General features: G+C 67.1%; 12 protein-coding genes. 2 read left to right on the top strand and 10 right to left on the bottom strand.

Features of this window, described 5'->3' with window-relative positions; translation table 11 throughout:
* The first annotated feature begins 8 nt into the window (after window positions 1–8).
* Window positions 9–1,889 carry a glycoside hydrolase family 2 protein gene (locus GUI70_RS11265; RefSeq protein WP_161882410.1) on the top strand — a complete coding sequence of 627 codons (1,881 nt, stop codon included), beginning with the start codon at window positions 9–11 and terminating at the stop codon, window positions 1,887–1,889.
* 83 nt (window positions 1,890–1,972) lie between these two features.
* Window positions 1,973–3,010 carry a glycoside hydrolase family 43 protein gene (locus GUI70_RS11260; RefSeq protein ID WP_237724853.1) on the top strand — a complete coding sequence of 346 codons (1,038 nt, stop codon included), beginning with the start codon at window positions 1,973–1,975 and terminating at the stop codon, window positions 3,008–3,010.
* A gap of 97 nt (window positions 3,011–3,107) precedes the next feature.
* Here the strand turns inward: GUI70_RS11260 and GUI70_RS11255 are convergent, their stop codons facing one another.
* From GUI70_RS11255 to GUI70_RS11215, 10 genes are all read right to left on the bottom strand, one after another.
* Window positions 3,108–3,806, bottom strand: a complete 699-nt coding sequence (locus tag GUI70_RS11255; protein WP_237724852.1) for a phosphodiester glycosidase family protein — start codon at window positions 3,804–3,806, stop codon at window positions 3,108–3,110.
* A gap of 118 nt (window positions 3,807–3,924) precedes the next feature.
* Window positions 3,925–5,529, bottom strand: coding sequence for an Rqc2 family fibronectin-binding protein (locus GUI70_RS11250; RefSeq protein ID WP_161882408.1), 1,605 nt, complete (start codon window positions 5,527–5,529; stop codon window positions 3,925–3,927).
* A 38-nt stretch (window positions 5,530–5,567) separates the two neighbouring features.
* Window positions 5,568–6,542: a DsbA family protein gene (locus tag GUI70_RS11245; protein WP_161882407.1), complete on the bottom strand. Its 975-nt coding sequence runs from the start codon at window positions 6,540–6,542 to the stop codon at window positions 5,568–5,570.
* A gap of 45 nt (window positions 6,543–6,587) precedes the next feature.
* Window positions 6,588–6,917 carry a cyclic-di-AMP receptor gene (locus tag GUI70_RS11240; RefSeq protein ID WP_161882406.1) on the bottom strand — a complete coding sequence of 110 codons (330 nt, stop codon included), beginning with the start codon at window positions 6,915–6,917 and terminating at the stop codon, window positions 6,588–6,590.
* 46 nt (window positions 6,918–6,963) lie between these two features.
* Window positions 6,964–7,695 carry a hypothetical protein gene (locus GUI70_RS24000; RefSeq protein WP_202630460.1) on the bottom strand — a complete coding sequence of 244 codons (732 nt, stop codon included), beginning with the start codon at window positions 7,693–7,695 and terminating at the stop codon, window positions 6,964–6,966.
* The gene (locus tag GUI70_RS11235; protein ID WP_161882475.1) at window positions 7,692–8,459 is read right to left on the bottom strand and encodes a redox-sensing transcriptional repressor Rex; all 768 of its coding nucleotides are present in this window, start codon (window positions 8,457–8,459) and stop codon (window positions 7,692–7,694) included. The genes GUI70_RS24000 and GUI70_RS11235 overlap by 4 nt, the downstream gene beginning before the upstream one ends.
* Window positions 8,460–8,489: 30 nt before the next feature.
* On the bottom strand, window positions 8,490–9,761 hold the full coding sequence (locus GUI70_RS11230) for an SPOR domain-containing protein (RefSeq protein ID WP_161882405.1): 1,272 nt from the start codon (window positions 9,759–9,761) through the stop codon (window positions 8,490–8,492).
* Between the two features lie 84 nt (window positions 9,762–9,845).
* Window positions 9,846–11,588, bottom strand: a complete 1,743-nt coding sequence (locus GUI70_RS11225; protein WP_161882404.1) for a tetratricopeptide repeat protein — start codon at window positions 11,586–11,588, stop codon at window positions 9,846–9,848.
* 66 nt (window positions 11,589–11,654) lie between these two features.
* Window positions 11,655–12,689, bottom strand: a complete 1,035-nt coding sequence (gene rlmN / locus GUI70_RS11220; RefSeq protein WP_161882474.1) for a dual-specificity RNA methyltransferase RlmN — start codon at window positions 12,687–12,689, stop codon at window positions 11,655–11,657.
* Between the two features lie 50 nt (window positions 12,690–12,739).
* Window positions 12,740–15,034 (bottom strand): endonuclease MutS2, encoded by a 2,295-nt coding sequence (locus GUI70_RS11215; RefSeq protein ID WP_161882403.1) that lies wholly within the window; start codon window positions 15,032–15,034, stop codon window positions 12,740–12,742.
* Between the last annotated feature and the right edge of the window lie 44 nt (window positions 15,035–15,078).

Genomic DNA, 15,078 nt, shown 5'->3' with positions numbered 1-15,078 from the left:
GAGTTTCGATGACCTATCCCCGCCCGCTGCTGCGGCGTGCCCACTGGAAGACCCTCGACGGCCCCTGGGACCTGGCCTTCTCCGGCAGCCCGGACCCGCAGCAGGTCACCTTCGACCGGCAGATCACACTGCCCTACGCGCCGGAGTCGCCGCGCAGCGGTATTCACGAGCCGGGCGTTCATCCGGTGGTGTGGTACCAGCAGACCTTCACGCTGGGCGTGGGCGAGCGGCCTGGCACAGATCAGCGGCTGCTGCTGCACTTCGGTGCGGTCGACTGGGAAGCGCGGGTGTGGGCCAACGGGCAGTTTCTGGGCGAACACCGTGGCGGCTACACGCCGTTCAGTTTCGACGTGACCCCGACGCTTTCCGCTCAAACGCAGACCCTGACCATCACGCTGCGGGCCAGCGACGACCCGCACGACCTGGCGCAGCCGCGCGGCAAGCAGGACTGGCAGGTGGGCGGCCAGGGCCACGGCATCTGGTATCCGCGCACCAGCGGCATCTGGCAGACCGTCTGGCTGGAAAAGGTGAGCGCCGCGCGGCTCAGTGAACTGCGCTGGACGCCGGACGTGGCCGACTTCTCGCTGACCCTGGACGCCGAGGTGACACCCGAGGCGGTGGGCGGCCAGCTGCGCGTGACCCTGCGCTGCGGCGAAACGGTGCTGGTGCGCGACACCTACGGCCTGACGGGCACGGCGCTGAGCCGGGTGCTGCGGCTGCCGGATCCCGGCATCGACGACGCCCGCGACTCTTACCTGTGGTCGCCTGAACATCCGCAACTGCTCGACGTTACCCTGGAAGTCCTCAGCGCTGAGGGCGAACGGCTCGATGGGGTCGAGAGCTACACGGCGCTCAGGAGCGTGGGCAGCGACAACGGACGGTTTTTGCTCAATGGCCGTCCCTACCTGCTGCGGCTGGCGCTCGACCAGGGGTACTGGCCGGACGGGGGCATGACCGCCACCGACGACGAGTACCGCGCCGACGTGGAGCTGGCCAAGCGGCTGGGCTTCAACGGTGTGCGCAAGCACCAGAAGATCGAGAGTCCGCAGTGGCTGGCCTGGTGTGACCGACTGGGCCTGCTGGTGTGGGAAGAATTGCCCAGCGTCTACACCTCCAACCCGGCGGCCACCGAACGCCTGAGTCAGACCTGGCTGGCGGTGCTGCGGCGCGACGTGTCGCACCCCTGCATCGTGGTGTGGGTGGTGTTCAACGAATCGTGGGGGGTGCCGGATTTGCCGCTGAGGGCCGGGCAGCGCGCCCTGGTCCAGAGCCTGTACTCGCTGACCCACAGCCTTGACACCACCCGATTGGTGATTGGCAACGACGGCTGGGAGCATGTGGTAAGCGACCTGCTGACCATTCACGACTACACCGGCGATCCGCAGGAACTGCTGGACCGCTACGCCGATCCGCAAGCCGTGGCGCTCAGCTTGCTCAGCTTTCGTTCGGCGGGCCGCACCCTGGTGCTGCCGGAGTTCACCACCACGGTGATCCCCACCGTACTGAGCGAGTTCGGCGGCGTCGCCTACCGCAGCGGCGGCAAGAAGGAGCTGGGCTGGGGCTACAACGAGGTGTCTGACGCAGAAGCCTTTCTGGCTCACTACGCGGCGCTGATGAAGGCCGTCCACGCTTGCCGGGGTCTGGCGGGGTTTTGCTACACCCAGCTCACCGACACCTACCAGGAAATCAACGGATTGACCCGCATGGACCGGACCCCCAAAACCCCCATCGCTGGGCTGGCCACCGCCACCCTGGGCCACGCCCGCAAGCCCCAGAATCCGCTGGGCTACAGCGCCCGCTGGTTGCGCCTGCACGCGGCGGATGGCGCGGCCAGCAGCGAGCATGCCGCGTTCTCGCTGGGGGAGCAGACCGGTGAGTCGGTTCAGTAGTCGGGCCGGGAACGGGAGCATGCTGGCTGCTTCAGCTCCGCCGCGCCGCCTGCCTTTTCCTAACCTCAGGAGGAGGCCCGCCCATGCCGACGCCCCTGGGCAGTCTGGTCCCGTTCCTGCCACGCTCACGGCTGGCTCCGCTACTCTTCGGCCCGGCATTGGCAGGCGGTGCAGGCTCAGCGCCCCTGCTGCCCCGCGCCGCCGTTCCCGCGATTGTTCAGCCGGGTCCGGTTCCATCTGGCACCGTTCAGTCCAGCACGGTCAAGTCCGGTTCGGCCCGCGTCTTGACCAAAACGTTTCGCTACCCGGTGATCGCTATTAACTTCCCCGACCCCTTCATCCTGCGGGTGGGCAACACCTACTATGCCTACGCCACCAACGGCGGCGGCAGCAACGTGCAGTACGCCGAGAGCCGCGACCTGGTCCACTGGTCGGAGGGCAAGGACGCGCTGCCGACCCTGCCAGGCTGGGCCTTGCCGGGTCTGACCTGGGCCCCCGAGGTCGTGCACCTGAACGGCAAGTACCAGCTCTATTACACGACCCACGATCTCGCCAGCAAGAGGCAGTGCATCGGCGTGGCGGTCTCCAGCAGTCCGGCGGGTCCCTTCGAGGCGGTGGGCAACGGCCCGCTCGTCTGTCAGAACCAGCTGGGCGGCAGCATCGACCCCAGCCCCTTCGTGGACGCAGACGGCCACGCGTATCTGCTGTGGAAAAACGACGGCAACTGCTGCGGCCTGCCGACTTGGCTCTACATCCAGCCGCTGAGCAGAGACGGTCTGCAGCTGACGGGGCAGTCCACCGTCCTGCTGCAAAACGACCAGCCCTGGGAGGGCCGGGTGATCGAAGCGCCGACGCTGCACCGCCAGGGCAGGCTCTATTACCTGCTCTACTCCGGTGGGGCCTTCGACAGTGACGGCTACGCGGTGGGCTACGCCACCAGCCCGCAGCTCACCGGGCCGTACCACAAGGCCGCCGGGCCGCTGCTCATCAGCCGGGGCGAGGTGGCCGGGGCACCAGTCGATCTTCACCGACGACAGCAATCAAACCTGGCTGGTGTACCACGCCTGGACGGCAGGCAAGATCGGCGATCAATCGGGCTACCGCAGCATGCGCCTCGATAGGGTGGGTTTTACGGGTGGTATGGTCACCATTTCTGGCCCGACCCTGATTACGCAACCTGCCCCCAAAGTTGGGCGCTGAGCAGGCGGAACGAAACGCTCAGCGCTTGGTGGTCACTGCCCACATTCCGGCGTAGTTGACGAACTGCCCGTCACCTAGCTGCGGCGTGTAGAGGGCGCTTATTGAGCCGTCGAGGTAGAGGGCGTCGGGGCAGTTCAGGGCGTCTCTGAAGAAGGTGGCGAAGGTGTAGAAGTTGACCGGCGCAGCGCTGATGACGAACTTGATCAGCGTTTTTCCGGTCTGATTGTCCCGGCACACGCCCACGCCGCTCCTGAGCTTAAAGCTGGTGCTGCGGGCATTGAATTCGGGATGCACGTTGCCGCCACTCACCAGCAGCGGCCCGCTCTGGGTGGCGAACTCGGCGCTGGGGCTGCGCCGGGCGTAGGCGTCGGTTTCCAGAATGCCCGCTTTGCCCGCCCCAATCCAGAACACCCCGTTGGGCCGCAGCGAGAAGTTGCCGCCGCCGGTTCCGGCGTTGCTGCGGGCATTGTTGAGGCGGACCAGCGTCTGACCGCCCTCCACATGCAGGCCCAGCGGCGCGTAGGCGGGAGTATAGATGCCGCTGTTGGTGGCAAACACAACCGTTTCATTGCGCCCCGCCAGATACGCCCGCAGTGTCTGGAAGCGCAGGAACGGCTGGCCCGTCCGCGGGTTTTTCCAGTAGAGCCGCAGGGTGTCGCGGCTGGGGTCGAGGGTCGTAACGGTATAGCTGTTGCCCTGCCAAACGGGAGAAGTCACGTCCAGCGCTCCGGCAGGCGCGCATCCGGTCAGGGAAAGGGGCAGCAGAAAGGGGAGAAAGGCGCGGCGCATCAGTGGCCCATCATGCCGCCCGGTTCGGTGGGGGAGATGAGGGCAATCAGCTGCTGCCTTCCTCCGTGCGGGGGTCGAGCGGGTCTACGTAGACGGTTTTTTGCTGGGTGTACTGCACCTGGCCGCTGGCTGCACCCTTGGGTCGCCAGACGTGCTTGATGCGGGTGTAGTCCACCGGCACATTGCCGCTTTGCCGGGCCTTGCTGTGCCAGGCGGCCAGCCGGGCGGCGTACAGAATATCCGGCAGATCGAGGTCGCGCCCGCCGGAGCGCACAAGCACGTGCGAGCCGGGGTAGCCCTGGGCGTGAAACCAGTAGTCCTGGCTGCGGCCCAGCCGGTGGGTCAGCGCGGCATTTTCCTTGTTGTTGCGGCCCACCAGCACTTCCAGGCCGCCCGGCGAGGTGTAGCGCGCGCCGTAGGCACTGCGCAGCGGCTGCTCGGCGCTGAGCTGCTTTTCCAGCGCTTCGAGCTGCTCCAGGCTGGCCCCGTCGAGATCGGCCAGGCGGCGCTCGACTTCGGCATAGTCGGCGCGCAGGGTGGGTTCGCGCTCGGCCAGGCGCGCGAAGACCTCCTCGCGGCGGCGGGCGCGGGCGTAGCGCTTCTCGGCATTCTGGATGGGTGTCAGGGCGGCTTCCAGCGCCACCGGCACCTCACCCTCGCCGGAAAAGTCGGGCAGCAGCGCCGACACTGCGCCGGGTTCCAGGGTGTGCGCGTAGGCCATCAACAGATCGGCCTCGCGGCGGTCCTTGGCAGCCTCGTCCAGCCCGCTGGTCGCCCGCTCCACGTCGCCGAGCTGGTGGGTCAGCAGGGTCAGGCGCTTGGCCAGCGGTTCGCGCAGGGCCTTGCGCAGCTGCGCGGCCTTTTCACTGCGGGCCGACTCGCGCGAGGCGTCGTTGAGGTCGCTGTCCGAGGCGCTCAGGGTCGGATCGGTGACTAGGCTCTGCAGAGCTCTTAGCGCCTGCGGCCACTGCTCGCCCGGCGGTCCACTCATCCCAGCCCGGCGTACCAGCTCGGCGCTGAGGGTCGGCCCCAGCCCGTCGACGCGCTCACGCCAGCGGGCCAGTGGCAGCTCGGCCAGTGTCCGGGCCTCGTCCTCCGTCATGGTGCGGGGGTCGAGCTTGGTGTAGGGCGGCGGCGTCACGTACCGCCCGCCGCTGCGGACTGTGCGAAAGCGGTTGCGGCTGCCGGTGATCTCGCGCCCGGCGGTGAGGATGCGGCCCTGCCAGGCGTCCGTGGATTCCTCTCCTTCAACACTGTCTGCCAGCAGCTCCAGCACCAGCAGATTGGTGTTGCGCCCGGTCAGCTCGAACAGCAGCCTGACGGCGGGCACATCCACGAAGCCGCCCTCGCCCGCGAAACTGAGCTGAGCCACCCTATCGAGCTTGAGTTGCTGGGCGCTGGTGAGGTCACCGCGCACCTTGGCCGCCAGAAAGCGCTGAAAGGCGTTGTGGGCGTCGCCGCGCAGGCGCTCGCGGCTGAGATACAGCACCGGCTGCGGCGGGCGGTAGGAGAGCACCAGATTGCTGACGCCCCGGCGGCCTTCGAGCAGCAGCGCCGCCGAGGTTTCGTCGGGGAAGACCCAGCCGAGCGTGCGGGCGGGCAGGTGTTCGCGCAACTCGGCGAGGGTGTGGGCCAGGGCTAGACCTTCCATAAGGCCCCATTGTGCCTGACCGACAAGTGCTCCAACTGTTACTGGCCCAGCACGTAGCGGATCAGTTGCAGGGTGGCGGCGGGGTCGTAGATGTTGGCCACCTTGTAGCCGTTGACGTACAAGGTCGGGGTGCCGTTAACGCCCACCGCCGCCGCTTCCTTCAGCCCCGCGTCCACTGCTACCTTGCCGTCCCGATTGGCCAGGCAGGTCTTGAACTGGTCGGCGTTGAGCTTGGCGCCCGCTGCCAGCGCCAGGAAATTGGGATTGGGATTGGCGGCTACCGTCCAGACTGCCCAGTTTCTGGGATCAAATAGCGTGTCCTTATAGGCCCAGAACTGCCCCTGCGCGGCAGCGCACTCGCTGGCCTCGGCGGCGGCGCGGGCGTTGGGGTGCAGCTGCTCTAAAGGCAACTGGTGAAACTCGACCCTGATTTTGCCGCCGAAACTTTTCTGTAAGTCAGCCTTGAGGGTGGGCCAGGTCTGGGTTTCGAACTGCTCGCAGTAAGGGCACTGGAAGTCGCTGAACAAGCGCAGCACCACCGCCGTCTTGTCGGGACCGGTGGTGTTGGCCGTGCTGACAAAGGTGCTGGCGGGCACCTCGCTTAGCTTGATGCTGAATTGCAATCTCGCGCCGATCTGCCGGGTGGTGACCTGGTACTGCTCGGCGTTAATGGACGTGCCCGCCGGGGTACTGAGCTGAGACTTGACCTGCGGATTGCCCAGATACCCAGCGTAGGGCGTGCTCAGGCCGTCGCCGTAGCCGGTCAGCACGCCGAGCAGTTGGCCTGCTCTGGCCGCGTCGAACGTCGGTAGCGTGATGGTGGCCCCCGCCAGATACGGTCCCCGACTGGAGAGCGTGATCTGGGTACCGTCGGGCGAAGCCAGGGTGTTGCCGCTCCTGGTGTAGCCGCTGAGGGCCGGGTTGCCATTGAGCGACGTGGCGGGGCCCCCCACCTGGGCGAGGGCGGCGCTGCCGAGCAGAACCAGTGAAAGCGGGAGCGCAAAACGAATCATCCCGCCATTCTAGGCGGGATACTTCGGGTAGAAGGGCAAATCAGTTCAGACCCGCACAAACTCGTCCACGTTGACCACAAACATCACCGCGCCGCCGACCGGCACTTCCACCGGGTCGGATACCAGGCCCTCGCCCTGCTCACCCATGGGGACGCTGGGTGTAACCAGGCGGCTGCGGCTGCGGCAGTTCTGGGCCACCAGAACCTTGAGGTGCGGCAGCCGCTCGTCTTGCACGCCAATCATCAAGGTAGTGTTGCCCTCGCGCAGAAAGCCGCCGGTCGAGGCCAGCTTGGTGACCTCGTAGCCCTGCTCAGATAAGCTCCGCATCAGCCCCGGCGTATCGGCGTCTTGGACGATGGCGAGTACCAGTTTCATAAAGAGGAGTTTAGCAGATGGGATGTGAGGGGGAGGTCAGGGTAGCTTACTCGTCGCCCGCTTTATAGCCCACCGAACTGACCTCGGTCTTGATCACAAAGGTCTTCCCACGGCTGCTGGTGCCCAGAAACTCGATCTCGGTGCTTCGGTAGGCTGAAGCGTTGCTCGCAATTACAACATCAGAAAGTGGGCTGGCAAAATCAATGGAGAGAGGTTCCGTAGGAACACCGTTGGCGAGCACGCTCGTCGTGGCCGCTGCGTCGCAGGACTGGGCAGCGCTGGCCGTGGGGCAGCTGTACCCGGACGGTACATAGATGTTCAGTTTCTGGTTCGGGTTCGTGACGGGTGTATTCACCATCTCCTGACCGTTGATAACGTCGCTGACAATGCGGTAGCTGGTGATATACCCAGCGTCTGAACCGGGACGGCTGGTAAAGACGAACGTTGCCGCACCCGCCTTGCTGGTCGTCCAGGTGGTTTTGGCAGGCGTGCCGGGTGTGCCCGGAACCGCAGGAACCGCTGGGGTTCCGGGCTGGCCATCCACACCGGGCACCGCCGGTATAGCAGGCGTACCGGCGGTGCCTGCGGTTGCCGACGTGACCGTCTTCGTCACCGTGACTGCCGATGCACTGTCGTTGACACTGATGCCGATATTCAAGGTGGTCGGAAGTTGGGCGGAGCCGGTGGTACCGACGTCTCCGCACCCCGCCAGCGGCAGCATCAGCGCGCCGAGCAGCCAGATCTTGTGGGAATAGCGCCTGTTGTTTTCGTGCTTCATGTCCTCTCCTCCGGGTCCTGGTCTTTGAGCTGCGGATTGAGCATATAAAACGCCAGCCGCTTCATGCCCACCAGAAAGTCCACGTTCTCGACCATCACATCACGCCACTCGTCACTGATCTCTTGCAAAGTGCCGCCTTCTTTGGGTCGCGGCTGAATTAAGGTGGGCGCAAAATTGAGAATACCCTTGACCCCGGCCTCGACCAGCGACTGCGCCGCGCTCTGGGCGTGTTCGGGTGGCACCGCCAGGAAGCCCATATCGATGGCCTGTCCCGCGCTTCGTTGCTGCTCGGCGAAGTCGGCCAGATCACGGATGTGCCGGGTCCTGAGCTGGCGCGGCGGCGCGGCCTGCCCCAGCGGCCCTGCCTGTTCGCGCTGGGCAGGCACGTCCACATGTTGCCCGATCAGGTCGGCCTTCACGTCAAAGAGGCCTACGTAGCCGAACTGGTACTCGCTGGCTCCCGGATAATGGGCGATGGCCTGCCCCAGCCGCCCCATGCCGACGATCACCACGTTCCACGAGCGGTTGAGGCCCAGCACCCGCGTCAGTTCGCGTTTGAGCACGCTGACGGTGTAGCCCATGCCGCGCGTGCCGAAGCGGCCAAAGTAGGCCAAGTCTTTGCGGACCTGAAAAGCGCTGACCTGGGCGCGCCCAGCCAGTGCGCCGCTGCTGGTGGTCAGGGTCTGGGCGCGCTCCAGCTCTTCCAGAATCCGCAGGTAGGTGACCAGCCGTGAAACAGCGGCGGTGGGAATGCCGGGAACAATCACGTGGCCCTTAGCCCAGGCCACCTCAGTTCAGCGCACCCGGAAGTGATCAAAGCCGTTGTCGTTCAGTTTGCTCTCGGCCCGCAGCACCGCGTCGCCGGAGAAGGGACCAATCAGCACCGTGACCTTTTTGCCTTCAGGCGCTTGCACGCTGGGCGAGTAGCCCAGATCGCCGAGCAGGCCCACCATGCGCTGGGCGCTCTCCTGGCGGTCAAAGGCCCCAACCTGCAAATACACCGGACTGCTGGGTGCAGCTGCCTGAGCTGGTGGTGTGGGTGTGGCAGTGCTGGCTGCTGGGCTGGTCGTTTGTGTGGTCGGAGTTGGAGCCGTGGTGCTGGCCGAACTCGACGCGGCGCTGCTGGCGGCAGGCTGTTCGAGCGATTGACTGCTAGACGGTGGGGTGCCGGTGGCCGACTGCCGGGGGGCATAGAGGGCCGCGCCGCCGTAAGTCCGCGAGATGTCGCTGAGGGCGGCGTTGGCAGTGGCCGCGTCGGCGAAGGGACCGACCTGCGCCACCACCTGGGAGCCCAGGTCAATCGGGTAGACGGTGTAGCCCAGCGCCCGCACGGCGGCGGTGCTGGCGTTGGCCTCGGCCTCGCTGCCGAAGGTCCCGAGGCTGATGCGGTAGTCGCGCCGCAGGGGGGTGCGGTTCTCGCTGGTCGCCACTGGGCCGCCGCTGCGGGGAGCGGGCGTGCTGGTGGTAGGCGTGGTGGCCCCGGACTCATCGAAGGCAGGCGAGTTCGGCAAGGAGGTGTCCGGCGCGGTCGTGACCGGCCCTGTGGTGACGGGAGGCTGAGAGGTATCGGGCTGCGGCGTCACCGGGGCGGCCACGCTGTTGGTGGGTATCGGGCCGGTGGCGGCTGTATTGGGACTGGTCACCGTGCCTGCACTGCCCGACGGCTGCGCAGGCGTCGAGGGCGTGCTGGGCGACTCGGGCTGGGTCGGAGCGGTGCCGGACGGCGCGGGAGTGGACGGTGCCGAACCGGTTTGGGCCGTACCCGTCTGCGCTGCTGGTGTCTGGGCGGCGGGTTGCGTTGTGCTGTTCGGCGTGCTGGGCACCGGGGCGGCGGGCGGCGTGACGGCCTGGGTCTGGGCCGGTGTCTGGGTCTGGGCCGTGCCGGGGGCAGCGGGAATGCTGGCCGTGCTCTCCGGCGTGCTGCTCACCGCCGGAGGCGTCAGGGCACTCGGGGTGGTGGCGGCGCGGTTGCGCTGGGTCAGCAGCAGACTGCCCAGCCCCAGCGCCAACACCACGATCAGGATGCCGATCAAAATATCGGGTAAACGTCGTCCAACAAGTCTCATGTCAGGTACCTCACGCTACAGAGTAGGGTATTTTCCCCGGCTTGCAACGCGGTAAAACCTGTGACGAGGGTGTGAACGGTGGGCTTATTTCAGTTCGGCTTTGGCTGCGGCCAGCCCCAGTTTGGCTGCCGAGGTGAAGGCAGTTTTGGCCTCGGCGTTCTTGCCCTGGGCCTTGCGCGACAGCCCCAGCTGATACCAGGCCGCCGCATTGCCGGGGTCCTCGACCACCACGCTGCGCAGATTCGGTTCGGCTTCGGCGAAGCGGCCCGCTGCCAGCAGCGCCGCGCCGAGGTTGAGCCGGGCGCTGGGGGTGCTGCCCAGCCGCACGCTGTCACTCAGCGCCGCGATGGCCGCCGGGTAGGCTTTGAGGGCGTAGTGACTCAGGCCTAGCCACAGTGCGGTTTCGGCGCTGGGCTGCCGGGCGGCGCTACTGCTCAGGGCGCTGACAGCGGCGGGGTAATCCTTGAGGCGGTAGGCGCTCACGCCCTGCACGAAGGTGGCGCGGGCCAGGGTGGCGCTGTCGTTGTCGGCGGCCAGCTTGAGGGTCAGCGCGGCGTTGTGGCGGGCCTCGGCGTTCTGGCCGAGCGAGAGCTGCACGGCGGCCAGATTGAGCAGGATGCTGGCGTTGGTGGGCTCGAGCGGCGCGGCTTTTCTCCAGGCGTCGAGGCTGCCGCTGAGGTCACCGGTGGCAGCCAGCAGCGCCCCCAGGGTGGCCTGGGCACTGGCCGAGCGGGTATCGGCCAGCGTGGCTTCCCGGGCTGCCTGGGCAGCGGGTTTGAGCTGGTTCTGGGCTTGCAGCAGTTGGGCCTTGCGCAGCAGCAGTCGGGCGCGGTCGGTGCCGCTGAGCGTCTGTCCGGCGGCGCTGTCAAGTTCGCGTACGGCCCGGTCCGGCAGTTTCTGGGCGTCGTAGATGTCGGCGATCAGGAGCGCGGCCCCGGCGCGGGTGGCGTCGTTTTGAAGTGCGCCGTAGAGCAGCGGCAGCGCTCCAGCCCCGTTGCCTGATAGGGCCACCGCCTGCCCGAGCCGGTACTGGAGTGAGACGTCGTTGGGGTCGATCGTCAGCGCCTGGGTCAGTGTGGCGCTCAGACCAGCGTAGTCCTGGCGGCGGTTTTGCTCGCTGGCCAGCGCTTCGAGCACCTGACGGCGGGCACTGGGGGTGGCCTTGTCGGCCAGGGCCGCCGCCGCCGTGAACTGCTTGAGCGCCTCGTCGTAGTCCTTGTTCTGCACAGCGATGATGCCGAGGTTGTAAGGCCCTTCGAAGCTCTGCGGCGACAGGGCCACGAACTGATTGAGTTCAAAGCGCGCTCCGGTGAGATCGTTCAGCGCGAACAGGCTCAGCGCCAGCCCGAAGTGCGGCTCGGGCTGCTGGTAGTTGTCGGCGATCAGGCCCTCGTAGATGGCGCGGGCCTGTGCCCACTTGCTCTGCGAGAGCAGCGTCTTGGCCGTTTTGAGGCGGGCCGCCTGAGCGTCGCTGAACGGCAGGGTGGGGATCGTGGCAGCGGGCGGAGTTGCGGCGGCTGGAGCGGCGCTGCCTGCTGCAGGCGTGGCCGGAACGGGAACGGAGGTGTCCGGCGCGGCCTGGCCCTGAAGCTGGCCTTTGAGTGCCTTGGCCCGGTCGAGGGCCGCCTGCCCGCCGCTGACGCTTTGCTGGTCGAGGGTGTTGGAGATGTTGATGGTCTGCAAGGTGTCGAGCATTGTCTGGGCGCGGGCGAGTGGGCTGGTCAGCGGCCCGGCGGCGAGCGCGAACGTCAGGGCAGCCCAGCGCCAGTACAGGCTTGCGGGTTTGATACGGGCAGGGGCCAGCGGCGAGGGCAATAACGTCTTCATCGTGGCTGACATGCTAGCAGCCGTTTCCTTGCCCAACTCTTACGCCCGGCGGGTATGCCCGGTGATTTACGCCGGAGCGCCGCTGACCGCTCCCGGCTGCTTGAGGGCCAGTTGCCCGCAAGCAGCCCCCGCGTCGCGCCCCCGTGAGCGGCGCACGCTGACCGGCACCCCACGCGCCGCGAGGCGGTCGTAGAATGCTTGCAATTCATGCTCGGGCGTCTCGGTAAAGCCGCTGCCTTCCCAGGGATTCATCGGAATCAGGTTGACGTGACTGACCAGTCCTTGCAGGAGTTCGGCCAGCAGATCGGCCTGCCACAGATGGTCGTTGACGCCCGACAGCATGGCGTACTCGAAAGTCACGCGCCGCCCGGTGACGGCCTGGTAGTCACGGGCCGCCGCCATGATCTCGGCAATCGAGTTGGCCTGTCCGGTGGGAATGATGCGCTGCCGGGTTTCCTCGTCGGGGGCGTGCAGGCTGATTGCCAGCTTGAGGCCGAGTTCGTCCTCGGCGGCCAGCTTGCGAATGCCCTTGGCTAGGCCCACCGTGCTCAGGGTCACCCGGCGCTTGCTCATGCCCAGCGCCTGCGGGTGCAGCAACAGCTTGGCGGCGGCAATGGTGTGGTCGTAGTTGAGTAGCGGCTCGCCCATGCCCATGAACACCAGATTGCGCATTTCACGCGGCGAGAAGCCCTGGTGCCAGCTGACCGCCAGAATCTGGCCGACCACTTCGCCCGGCGTCAGGTTACGCCCGAAGCCCATCGCGCCGGTCGCGCAAAACGAACACTTGGCCGGGCAGCCCACCATCGTCGAGACGCAGATGGTCTTGCGGTCGAGGTAGGGCATGTAGACCGCTTCCATCTGCCGACCATCCGGCAGGGTGAAGAGGTACTTGATGCTGCCGTCGGTGCTCTCGAACGTCTCGGTGCGGGTAAAGGGATTTAAGGCGTAGGTCTGCTCCAGCTCGGCGCGCAAATTGGTGGGCAGGTTGGTCATGGCAGCGAAGCTGGGCGCGCCGTGCACAAACACCCATTCGAGCAGTTGTTTGCGCCGGTAGCCGTCCAGCGGGTAGGCGTCGGGGTGCAAATCGAGGAGCAGCGGCAACATCCCCCGAGTGTACGGCGCGGGCCGGGGTCCAAATGGAAGGGCGGGTGCTACACCTTCAGATTCACGATCGTGACGCCGTGCCCGCCCTGGTTCGGCTCGGCGTCATGGAAACTCTCGACGCGCTTGTCGGCCTTGAGGAAGTCGCGGATAAGTCGCCTGAGGACGCCCTGGCCCTTGCCGTGCACCACCCGCAGCGGCGTCTCGCGTAGGGCCGCCGCCTCGCCGATGGTGCTGCGCAGTTCCTCAATAGCTTCCTCGACGTGTTGGCCACGCAATTGCAACTCGGTCTGGAAGGCGCTGGCGGTGCGGCCCACGAAGCTGCGGGCCAGCGCCGTATTTCTGGGTTCTTCCTTGAGGCGCACGTCGCGGCGGCGCACATTGACCTTCATCACGCCGAGCTGCACCACCAGTTCGTCGCCGCGCACCTCCATGACCTGCCCGGCGGCGCCGTAAGCCGGGACATTGACGCTGCTGCCGACTTTCAACGGGTCACCTCTCGGCTCGGTGGGCTGGCTGGCCTGGGGCCGCTCTTGCTGGGCGGCGCGGCGCAGATCGCGCAATTCCTGCAACACGCGCGGGCGGGCCGATTCCTCACGGGCACGGGCGCGCAGGCCGCGCACCTGTTCGAGCGCCTGGGCGTAGGCGACCTCGGCCTTCTGCGAGGCCTCGGCGATCAATTCGCCCCGGCGCTCCTCGATATCGTGGCGCTGGGTCTGCATCCGGTCACGCTCGATCACGGCCTCGCGGCGGGCGGTCTTGGCGACTTCGAGTTCCTGCGAAAGCTGACGGCGCTCGATTTCCAGGTTCTCCAGGAGCCGCTCCAGCAGTCCGCCTTCCGGTCCCAGAATCGTTTCGGCACGGGTCATCACGCCGCCGGGAATGCCCATGCGCCGGGCAATGGCCAGCGCGTAGCTGCGCCCCGGCTGCCCGACTTGCAAATGGTAGGTCGGCGCGAGCGCTTCCAGATCAAAGCCCATGCTGGCGTTCTTGAGGCCCGGCGTTTCCAGCGCAAACAGTTTGAGCGGGGCCAGGTGCGAGGTGATGACCCCGCGGGCGTCCTGGCTGAGCAGCTGCTCGATCATGGCCTGCGCCAGGGCCGCGCCCTCGGCAGGGTCGGTGCCGCTGCCCAGCTCGTCGATCAGGATCAGGGTGCGTGGGGAAGCGTGCCGAAGCACGTAGCGCAGGTGTTGTAGGTGGGCGGCGAAGGTCGACAGGCTCTCTTCCAAGCTCTGCTCGTCGCCCACGTCCACCAGCACGTCGTCCACGACAGCGAGCCGGGCGCGGCTGGCGGCCACGTAGAGGCCCGACTGGTGCATCAGCACCGCCAGGCCCAGCGTCTTGAGGGTCGCGGTCTTGCCGCCCATGTTGGGACCGGTGATCAGCAGCAGGTTGGTGCCGTTCTCGCCCAGCAAGAGGTCGTTGGGCACCGGGTTCTCGATCAATGGGTGGCGGGCTTCCTGCATCACGTACACCGCTTCGGGCGCGGGTTCGGGCCGGTTGAGCCGCCAGTCGCGCGACAGGGCAGCCTTGGCAGCGATCAGGTCAAGGTCGCCCACCGTTTCGATGGTCAAAGCGACCCGCTCGTCGCTGGCAACCAGGGCGCTCAGCTCGGTCAGGATGCGCCGCACCTCGGCTTCCTCGTCGAGCAGCAGCCGGGTCAGCTCGTTGTTGAGCGGGGTGACGCTGGCCGGTTCCACGAAGTAGGTCTGCCCGGTCGCCGAGGCGTCCACGATGATGCCCTGCACCTGTCCCACCCGGCTGGCCTGCACCGGCAGCACGTAGCGGTCGCGGCGGATGGTGATCAGGTTGTCTTGCAGCACCTCGGCCCACTGCTCCAGGCTGCGGGTCAGTCGCTCGCGGATGCGGGTTCTGAGCGGCTCCACCTTGCGCCGGATCTCGCGCAGCTTGTGCGAGGCGTCGTCGCGCACCTGCCCGTCACGGTCCAGGCTTTCGAGGACCCGGCGCACCAGCAGGCTGTGCTCGCCGAGCAGATCGGAGAGCCGCAGGAGCGGGCCGCGCGAATTGCTGACGATGCTGCGGCGCAGCGTCATGGCCGCGTCGAGGGCGTAGGCCACTTCCAGCAGTTCCGAGCCGGACAGCACCCGGCCCTCGTTGGCGCGGCTGTGCAGCTCCCGCACGTCGCCAATACCGCCCAATGAGAGTGAGACGCCGAACAGAGCGTCTTCGAGTTCATTCAGGTCGCGTTCGATGCGGGCAGCGTCGGCCACCGGACAGAGGCGGTGGGCGAGTTGCACGCCCATCGGCGTGGCGGCGCGCTCGCTCAGGGCGGCGCGGACGCGCGGGTAATCCAGGGTATCGAGGGCATGGGCATCAAACGGCACGCCCCTCAGTATAAAGAGGGGCGCGGCGGCGAGTGTGCGCCGTG

The sequence above is a fragment of the Deinococcus alpinitundrae genome, assembly GCF_009982895.1.
Lineage (GTDB): Bacteria > Deinococcota > Deinococci > Deinococcales > Deinococcaceae > Deinococcus > Deinococcus alpinitundrae.
Note: the sequence above shows the minus strand (reverse complement) of the source record. Positions and strands in the feature narration are given on the sequence as shown.

Coding starts and splice junctions, on each gene's coding strand:
- GUI70_RS11250 (WP_161882408.1), bottom strand. CDS start 5,529: ATGGAAGGTCTAGCCCTGGCCCACACCCTCGCCGAGTTGCGCGAACAC.
- GUI70_RS24000 (WP_202630460.1), bottom strand. CDS start 7,695: ATGAAGCACGAAAACAACAGGCGCTATTCCCACAAGATCTGGCTGCTC.
- GUI70_RS11260 (WP_237724853.1), top strand. CDS start 1,973: ATGCCGACGCCCCTGGGCAGTCTGGTCCCGTTCCTGCCACGCTCACGG.
- GUI70_RS11265 (WP_161882410.1), top strand. CDS start 9: ATGACCTATCCCCGCCCGCTGCTGCGGCGTGCCCACTGGAAGACCCTC.
- GUI70_RS11240 (WP_161882406.1), bottom strand. CDS start 6,917: ATGAAACTGGTACTCGCCATCGTCCAAGACGCCGATACGCCGGGGCTG.
- GUI70_RS11230 (WP_161882405.1), bottom strand. CDS start 9,761: ATGAGACTTGTTGGACGACGTTTACCCGATATTTTGATCGGCATCCTG.
- GUI70_RS11245 (WP_161882407.1), bottom strand. CDS start 6,542: ATGATTCGTTTTGCGCTCCCGCTTTCACTGGTTCTGCTCGGCAGCGCC.
- GUI70_RS11225 (WP_161882404.1), bottom strand. CDS start 11,588: ATGAAGACGTTATTGCCCTCGCCGCTGGCCCCTGCCCGTATCAAACCC.